Source organism: Neisseria weixii (genome assembly GCF_042658245.1).
GTDB classification, from domain to species: Bacteria; Pseudomonadota; Gammaproteobacteria; order Burkholderiales; family Neisseriaceae; genus Neisseria; species Neisseria weixii.
On the sequence record NZ_JBHSPY010000054.1, the window covers coordinates 1 to 6283 of the forward strand.

The following is a 6283-nucleotide window of genomic DNA, read 5'->3' on the forward strand; positions in this document are numbered from 1 at the left end:
CGAAAGAGCAAAACGAACTGACCGCCAACCGCTTTACCTTTGAAAACATTCAAAACCAAAGCAGCTACAGCGCGTCTAATGTCGGCTTAAGCGGCGGTACCGCCGACGGCTTCAGCCCGTCTTTGCCGCAATACGAAAAAGGCAGCGACGGCAGTACCACCTACGCCACCCTGAGCGAAGGCCGTCTGAACATAGGCGGTAAAGACACCACCGTACAGGAACTGGGTATCCACAGCGACAGCGGCAGTGCGCACCGAGCCGTTGCCGCCCTGCCCGATTTGGCCAAGATGACGGAGAAACAGCAGATTGTGGCGAAGGCAACGGCAGATGTGGCTTCAGCCGTATCGGTTTACCGCCAAAACCAACTGGCCAAAGCCCAAGCAGCCCTCAGCAATGCTGAAACCGAGTTGATGGGCGCAACCTTCAGCGGCAATCAAAGCGATATTGATGCCGCACAAGGCCGTCTGAACGAAGCACGGGAGAATGTGAAAGCATGGGAAACCGGCGGCAGCAAAGCCCGCGCCTTAAACGCAGGTACGACACTGATTACCGGCATACTGGGCGGCCAAAGCGAAGTTCAGGCAGCGGTGAACAGCGCGAGCCCCTACACTGCCGAAATCATCGGCCAAACCTTCGGCCAAAACGGCAGCCATCCGAATGAAGGGCTGCAACTGCTTGCCCATGCTGTCAACAGCGGCGTATTGGCCGTTGTAAACGGCGGCAGCTTTGAAGCGGGCGCCATCAGCGGCGCAGGCAGCGAACTGGCGGCTAAAGCCATCACACAAACCCTGTTTGGCGAAGCAGCAGCCAATCCGAACGCACTGGGCGAGCAGGAAAAGGTATTGATTAAAGACTTGTCGTCTGCCTTCGGTGCGGTATCGGGCGGTTTGGCCGGTGGTTCGGCTGCAAATGCGCAGATTGGTGCTGTGGCGGGGCAGAATGCGGTGGAGAATAACTGGCTGCATTCCCAAACTGCCAAACAAAAAGGCTGGCTCTCACAAACGGAAATTGCACTGCTGGATAAACTTGCCAAGCAATCAGGTGCACGAAGTATTGAGTATTTTATTCAAGAAGAGCAGAAAATCCGCCAAAGTAATATGAGCGGTGCCGATAAAGAAAAAGCTTTAGCCAGCTTGAAGCGCGAATACGAAGCCGACAGCCGTAAAATGGAAGCTGCCGCCGCCAAACTGCCGAAAGGAAGTAAAGAACGCGGCCAATTATTTACCATTGCCAGTAAAATGCAGGGCATTGTATCCGCGCTTCCGCCGTATGAAAAATCCGAGTTTGTTCGTGCGGAACAGCGGGATTGGCTGCCAAAATCCAACCCGATTATTCATGGCGGCGATAGCGGATTTACTGCTGTTCAGCGGCAATGGGCAATTAATGATGGAAAAACACCTGAGGAAGCCCGCTTTCAAACAGAAATGACGGCAGGTGGCCGCGGGGGGAGTTTAAAAGAGTCTGCTGCGGTAGGTAAGACAGGGATGTCGTTTCCCAATAAATCCCCAATACCAAATAGAAGAACTGTCATTAATCAGCAGGCCGAAATTGGAACAAAATTAGATTACTTTTTAGGTAGAGCAACAGGCAATCAACATAATATTGATCGCTCAACCGGTATGTTGAGGCAATTAGAAAGCATTGGGTTACCGGATAATTCTGTAACGCGTAAGTATTTATCACAGCATCTTAGAGATGCATATACCAATCCTTCTACTATAGTTAAAGTTCAAGAAAATGGAAGAGTAGTGCGGGAAACCCTTTTAATGGGACCACGCGGATCAGTGAAGTTTGAAACTATTTGGGATGGAAACAAACTGATAACAGGTCAAATATTTGGTCCGACAGGCCGCTTTACACATGGAGACAGATAATGATTTTAGCTAAATGTTCTTACAATTTAATAAACATGTTGAAAGATGAGTTACAAAAGAAATATGATAAATATATTATTTTACAAGAAAGAAATGAAGAGGTTTATGAATGTTATTTAATTAATCTCTACAAAGAATTGAACTTAGGTATTGGCCTAGCAATTTCTAGTATAGGCGTTAACCCCAAGGTGTTAGTTTCTTCTGACAAACAAAAGGCATTTATTGGATTTGATTCTTCCGTTTTTTGTATTTCTATACCAAGCCTTGAATCAAAATTATTGAAATTAGACGGCGTTTTCTTTGATCTATTCTTTTTAGCAAATGGAAAAATTTGTATCATTCATGAGCTGGGAGCAATCATCGCGAATCAAAATCTCATAAGAGAGAAATATATATCGACTGATATAATATCAGAATGGAAAATTGATACTATAAATAAAGTAATTTTATTAAATGAATTAGATTCAGAAGAAACGTTGGCTTTAGCCTATGATTAAGCAAGCAAGCGTAGGGTGGGCACTCACTACCCACCACCTTGTTTCATTGTGCTTTTATAAAAACAAGCCGTCTGAAAACCAAAATCTTCAGACGGCCTTTTCCAATTTACTGTCCGAGTGGGCATGAATGCCCACCCTACGCGCACCTTCAGCAGCAACCGCCAAAAAGCCGCCGCCGAAGACAAAGCCAAAGCCGAAGCAGAGTTTGAAGGCCGTCTGAAAGCACGAAACGACGGCAGCTACGAAGCCTTCAGCCGACTGAGCGACAGCGAACGCCAGGCTGTCTTGATCAGCGAATCCGAAGCCTACCGCCATGCCGGCACCGAAGCCCGAAACTGGGGCATAGGCGGCAGCAAATCCCGCGCAGTGAACGCCGGCACCATTCTGCTCACCGGCATACTCGGCGGCAAAACCAACCTGCAAACCGCCGCCAACACCCTGTCGCCCTACGCCGCAGCCGCCATCGGCAACACCTTCGGCCACGGAGCCAATCAAAACGAAACCGCCCAACTGGTCGGCCACTTCGTCTTGGGCGCGACACTGGCCTACATCAACGGCGGCGACCCGTTAAGCGGCGGCAGTGCAGCCGTTGCCGCCGAAAAAGCGGCGCAATATTTGTCGCAGCAGTACAATGACGGCCAAACCGCCATCGACCCGCAGACGGGCGAATTCAACCCCAACCTCTTGCCCGAGCAGATTAAAGAAGAAATCAAATCCACCACGGGTGTGATTGCGGCCATCGTGGGCGCGACCGGCGACGGCGGAGCGGCGTTGAACGCGCAGATTGGCGGGGTGTTGGGGCAGAATGCGGTGGAGAATAATAGTCTCCTGGTAAATCCCAAAGCCGAACTGCTTAAAACCTCAGGCTGCAAAACCAAAGCAGAATGCGAACGACTCCGTCAACGCTATGAACGCGGAGAAATGGTTGCTGCAAAATATATCGGTGCACCGGTAGTCGATACCCTCTTGGCAAGCTTGTTCCCGATATATGATTTCGGCAGCACTTATGCCCAAGCGGAAACGGCGGAAGGTAAGATGCTGGCATTTATTGCCATTGTGCCATTTGAAAGATTGGGAAAAACGGCAGCAAACGCTTTGGATAAAACGGTTGATTTGCTGAAGCATGGTAAGACATCAGAAGCCTTCCGTTATTTCCAAGTGATGGCTAATGAGCTGAAGCATGATAATGTTATGCTGTCGGTAGCTGGAAATGGTGGCAGCATTAAAGTGCCGAAGGGTGAGATTCCTAGTCAGGCGGTGGCTAGTAAGCCTAATCAATATAAAGGTGGTGCGCATTCTGAAACTAAAAAGCCTGCTAATGACGGACTTGATTCTCATCATTGCCCCGCACAAGCTTGTTATAAAGGCGCGCCTATTAGCAGCGAAAATGGTCCTGCTATTCAGATGGAGCCAGGAGATCATAGATTAACTCAAAGTTATGGACGCTCTCCTGAAGCAGAAGCATACAGAGCAAAGCAAAAAAGCTTATTAAACCAAGGAAAACTTCAAGAAGCGATTGATATGGACGTAAAAGATATTAGATCTAAATTTGGTAGTAAATATGATGAAGCTATAAATGAAATGCTCAAATATTCAAAAACACTAGACCCAGAATCTTTTAAAAGTGCCAAATAGGAAAATAAAATGAAAATATATCTTTGTTCTCAAAAAAACTACTTTGCTGTTTCCAACGATACCTCCCGTGCAGAAATTCGTCATTTTTTTTCCTCACAGGTAAAGGAAGTAAAAAAGTCCCCGAACTCAATTAACACCATGGATGTATTCCCAGATTTAGGAGTACATTGCTTTTATGATAAGGAAAATAAATTATTAGCTATGGAAATATTCAGCCCTAATAAATTTAGTATTGAAGAACAAAATTATCTAAATTGGATAGGAAAAACAAATGATGAAATAATTAACTATTTAAAAAAAATCAATTTTATAAGTCTCAATAACATTGAAGTAGATGATTTAGGCATAAAACTGTTGAATTATCCAATTTCTACTGTAGTAAATGAAAAACAAGAAACAGAATGCTGTTACCTAGACTTCTCAGATTCCAAAACAAATTTTTATATCAGTAAGCAAGCGTAGCGACTGTATTTTTAACCTCGGCAGCAAGCCGTAACCTGCATGAACTCTAAAATTCACAGGTAGCAAGCCGTAGCCTGCATGAAACCTAAAATCCATGTGTAGGGTGTGTACCCCAGCACGCACGCGTTCTATGGCCTATAACCCTATGCCGTCTGAAAAGTTGTCAAATTTTTCAGACGGCATTCATTCTCCTCATAAAAGCTAAATCCAGATACCCTGTATACTGTTAAAACGCGTGCGTGCTGAGGCACACACCCTACTCTTGCTTCCGCCGTATGAAAAATCAGAGTTTATCCGCGCGGAACAACGGGACTGGCTGCCAACGGCAAACCCGATTATCCATAGCGGAGACAGTGGTTTTGTTGCTGTTCAGCGGCAATGGGCGGTGAATGACGGCCAAACACCCGAGGAAGCCCGTTTCCAAATGGAAATGGCGGCAGGCGGTAGAGGTGGAAACATTGCTAAAAAAACCGTGGCAAAATCTCATGCAGCCGAACGTCTGAGTACAGCAGGTAAGCCCCGACAAACCGAGAGCAACAGTAACCAAAAGCTGGATGAAGCCTACTTCAAACAGCAATATGGTTTGGAAAATGTTCAAAGCGGCGGTGGAAACAGGCTGGAAAACCGTGAGCGGGTGGATAGGAATGTTCAAGAAACAAGAACTCATCGTATTCAAACTGAGCTGGCAAGGGCTGGGCAGTTGGCAAATGAATTGAAAAAGGGGAAGTTGCCAGGTACACCGATAGGTAAATTAGGGACACCGAGAACTATGCCTGCTTCTCAAAATCCTAACTCTACGGCTGAAAAATTTGCCGAAACATTTTTAGGGAGGAAACCGACTCAGGAAGAATTACGCAAGGGTATGCAAATGAATCATGGTAATTGTGTGGGTTGCTGGAATGCAAGATTGCCAGACGGTTCAACCATTGCATATCGGCCTGCTGGCAAGGCAAGCGCAGCAACTGATATGAATACTGCCACAGTAGAAATTCATAAGTCACCTAGGTTGACATCTTTAAATGGTAATAAGCCATTATTAAAATTTAAATTTCCAAGCTTAGGTAATAAGTAATTATGAAAATGAACAAAAAGTTTGCAGAACAAGCACAATTTTTCTTAGAAGTTTTAGCATTGGAGCCTATTACTATTGCATGGATTTTACGCGATTGTAGTAGATTCGAACGACAATGCGCTGTTGATTTCATATATAGAATTGTTATCTGTGATTTGGCAATAATCTATCCAGAAACCATCCTAACCAAATCAGATGAATATTCTTATGATGGAATCAAAGATTTTTGTCACACGTTGGCAGTAAATCATCCATATGATGGTGAATCTGTCATTTGGATTGATTCACATTTTGGTCTAAGTGTAAAAGGCATGGCATTTTTACGCCAATATCATCCAGAAGCATTTGAGCAAAGTCCTGGCTCGCAGCCACCTGAACTTAATGCTTCCTTGATTGAAGCACTAGAAAAGATTTTTGAGGACTACGGATTAGGATGGGATGAGGAACATCCACTGTTTCCAGTAAGCAAGCCGTAACCTACATGAAATCTAAAATCTACAGGTAGAATATGTACGCCAGCAAGCCGTAGCACGCATGAACCCTAAAATCCACAGGTAGGGTATGTGCGCCAACACGCACGCGTTCTATGGATTTGAATTCAATGCCGTCTGAAAAATTCCAACTTTTCAGACGGCATTTCTTTAGTCCAAGACGACGTTACCCTGATTGCAGGCCGCGACATCAACATCCGCTCCACCCAAAACAGCCAAAACCAATCCGAACGCCAAACCACCAGCGGCATC

General features: G+C 45.6%; 7 protein-coding genes. All 7 read left to right on the top strand.

The window, feature by feature from the left end:
* Window positions 1-1874 (top strand): VENN motif pre-toxin domain-containing protein (locus ACFPVS_RS13300; protein WP_378595847.1); only part of this gene is annotated, 1874 nt, incomplete at its 5' end.
* Window positions 1874-2371 (top strand): hypothetical protein, encoded by a 498-nt coding sequence (locus ACFPVS_RS13305; protein ID WP_096295161.1) that lies wholly within the window; start codon window positions 1874-1876, stop codon window positions 2369-2371. The genes ACFPVS_RS13300 and ACFPVS_RS13305, both read left to right, overlap by 1 nt.
* Entirely contained in the window at window positions 2364-2498 is a 135-nt protein-coding gene (locus tag ACFPVS_RS13310) for a hypothetical protein (RefSeq protein WP_255419128.1), read from the top strand. Before ACFPVS_RS13305 ends, ACFPVS_RS13310 begins: the two co-directional genes overlap by 8 nt.
* Window positions 2495-4006: a VENN motif pre-toxin domain-containing protein gene (locus ACFPVS_RS13315; protein ID WP_269768633.1), complete on the top strand. Its 1512-nt coding sequence runs from the start codon at window positions 2495-2497 to the stop codon at window positions 4004-4006. Before ACFPVS_RS13310 ends, ACFPVS_RS13315 begins: the two co-directional genes overlap by 4 nt.
* A gap of 9 nt (window positions 4007-4015) precedes the next feature.
* Window positions 4016-4468: a hypothetical protein gene (locus ACFPVS_RS13320; RefSeq protein WP_378595848.1), complete on the top strand. Its 453-nt coding sequence runs from the start codon at window positions 4016-4018 to the stop codon at window positions 4466-4468.
* A gap of 262 nt (window positions 4469-4730) precedes the next feature.
* Window positions 4731-5540 (top strand): hypothetical protein, encoded by an 810-nt coding sequence (locus tag ACFPVS_RS13325; protein WP_157742718.1) that lies wholly within the window; start codon window positions 4731-4733, stop codon window positions 5538-5540.
* A 2-nt stretch (window positions 5541-5542) separates the two neighbouring features.
* Window positions 5543-6016, top strand: coding sequence for a hypothetical protein (locus ACFPVS_RS13330; RefSeq protein WP_096295158.1), 474 nt, complete (start codon window positions 5543-5545; stop codon window positions 6014-6016).
* Window positions 6017-6283: the final 267 nt, after the last annotated feature.